We start from the raw sequence: 2,354 nt of genomic DNA on the forward strand, positions 1-2,354 counted from the left end.
AATATTTCTAGTTTTGTCGATCATAGTATTTGTGGTGTTGCTAAAAGTCAAGGAGCGCAGTTTTGATAATGTAGGGATGTCATTTCTTTTGAGTACAAGCATTAAAATGATTGTTTGTTATCTGATTTTAAAGCCTATATTGCAGATGGCCACTGAAAACAATGCAATAGAGAAAAATAATTTTTTTATGATGTTTATTCTCTTTTTAGCAATTGAAACCGTTTTAACGATACGGATACTAAACGAAAAGCAATAAATATCGAATTCAAGGTGTAAATCTGCCAAAAATAAATTTTTATATTCTTTTGAATATTAATAAAAGATGTACATTTGCACCAAATTTACAAACCTAGTATTATAGTTTTTTATATATGGTAATTTCAAAGCATCCACTTAGATTTATATTGATAGCATTAACTGCAGGTCTTCCAGTATTTAGTTTTGCAAATATCGTTTCAGATAGTACAAAAGTACACGCTGAATCAGTTCACTTAGTTTCAGATTCAGCTAAAGTTGTAACTGAAACAGCCACGACAACAAAAGAAGTAGTTTCTAAAGAAGATTTAGCAGCCGAAGAAAGAGCTGAATTCATACAACATCACTTATTGGATTCACATGATTTTCATTTATTTTCTTATGGAAAAGAATCAGGTCATGAAAAACATATTGGTTTTCCTTTGCCAGTAATCTTATGGAAAGATGGTTTGCATTTTTTCATGTCTTCTGAATTTCACCATGGTGAAGCAGTTGCAGAATCAAACGGAAAATATTTTGCAATAAATCACCATAATGGTATGATTTATAATACAGACGCAAAAGGAACTTTTAATGTGGATGAAAAGCATCATACTACAAATACAAAACCAATCGATTTCTCAATGACTAAAAGTATCGTGATGATTTTAATCGTTGCTTTATTAATGCTTGTAATTTTTAGAAATCTTGGTAAATCTTATGGTAAAAACGGAGGTGTTGCTACTGGAGTTGGAAGATTTTTTGAACCTTTAGTTTTATATATTAGAGATGAAATTGCAATTCCTAATATTGGAGAAAAGCATTATAAAAAATACATGAGTCACTTATTGACTGTATTTTTCTTTATTTGGTTCTTGAATATGTTCGGTTTAACGCCACTTGGGGTTAACGTTACAGGAAATATTGCAATTACTGCAGCTTTAGCGATTATTACATACTTAATAACAACTTTTACTGCTAATGGTAACTATTGGGGTCACATTTTCTGGATGCCAGGTGTGCCAGTTCCAATGAAAATTATATTAGCGCCTATTGAGTTTTTAGGAACGATTATTAAACCATTTTCATTAATGATTCGTTTGTATGCGAATATGTTAGCGGGTCACGTAGTTTTAATGAGTATTATTGCATTAATGTATACTTTTAATAGTCCAATCGGAAGCCCATTATCTTTTGTGTTGGCTTTTGTGTTATCAATATTAGAAATATTAGTTGCTTTATTGCAAGCTTATATTTTCACTATGTTAACTGCATTATATTTCGGCGCAGCTAAAGAAGAGCATCATCACGAAGGAGCGGAGCATCATTAAAAATGTCCTTCGAACATTTTGTGTGAGGACCAGCATACGGGCTGGCAAGATAAATTGAATGTTTAATTAAATATATATACATTATGGAAGGAACTCTTAACCTTGTAGGAGCTGGATTAATTGTTATCGGTGCTGGTTTAGGTATTGGTAGAATTGGTGGATCAGCGATGGATGCTATTGCACGTCAACCAGAAGCTTCTGGAAAAATTCAAACTGCAATGCTTATCGCAGCTGCACTTATTGAAGGAATTGGTTTTGCAGCGTTATTCGCAGTAAAATAATTTAAAAAAGACAATTGTTGCAACGGTTGGTTGCAACAATTGTTTAAATTGAAAATTAAAATTAAACAATATATATAATGGAAGAATTATTAGGTCAATTTTCATTTGGTTTATTTATCATGCAAACAGTTTTGTTTGTTGGATTAATCCTTTTACTAAAAAAATTCGCTTGGAAACCAATTCTTGATGCCGTAAATGATAGAGAAGAAGGAATTAAAAACGCATTACTTTCAGCTGAAAATGCTAGAAATGAAATGCAAAATCTTCAAGCTGACAACCAACGCATTTTACAAGAAGCAAGATTAGAGCGTGACAACATGCTTAAAGAAGCTCGTGAAATGAAAGAAAAAATGGTTGCTGATGCTAAAAATGAAGCGCAAGTTCAAGGTTTAAAAATGATTGAACAGGCAAAAGCAGCAATTGAAAGCGAAAAAAATGCAGCAATGGCAGAATTGAAACTTCAAGTTTCAACTTTATCATTGAGCATTGCAGAAAAAATATTGAAAGA

The 2,354-nt window shown here is 31.9% G+C and carries 3 protein-coding genes; all 3 read left to right on the top strand.

Going from position 1 to position 2,354, the window contains the following annotated elements; genetic code table 11:
- Positions 1-371: 371 nt before the first annotated feature.
- A complete protein-coding gene (atpB, locus tag ACH2BG_RS13615) occupies positions 372-1,565 on the top strand; it encodes a F0F1 ATP synthase subunit A (RefSeq protein ID WP_309756697.1) in 1,194 nt (397 codons plus the stop codon).
- Between the two features lie 83 nt (positions 1,566-1,648).
- On the top strand, positions 1,649-1,846 hold the full coding sequence (gene atpE / locus ACH2BG_RS13620; protein ID WP_291242009.1) for an ATP synthase F0 subunit C: 198 nt from the start codon (positions 1,649-1,651) through the stop codon (positions 1,844-1,846).
- Between the two features lie 77 nt (positions 1,847-1,923).
- A partial coding sequence (locus tag ACH2BG_RS13625) for a F0F1 ATP synthase subunit B (RefSeq protein WP_395048239.1) occupies positions 1,924-2,354 on the top strand: 431 nt, incomplete at its 3' end.

This window comes from Flavobacterium sp., from assembly GCF_043779715.1.
Lineage (GTDB): Bacteria > Bacteroidota > Bacteroidia > Flavobacteriales > Flavobacteriaceae > Flavobacterium.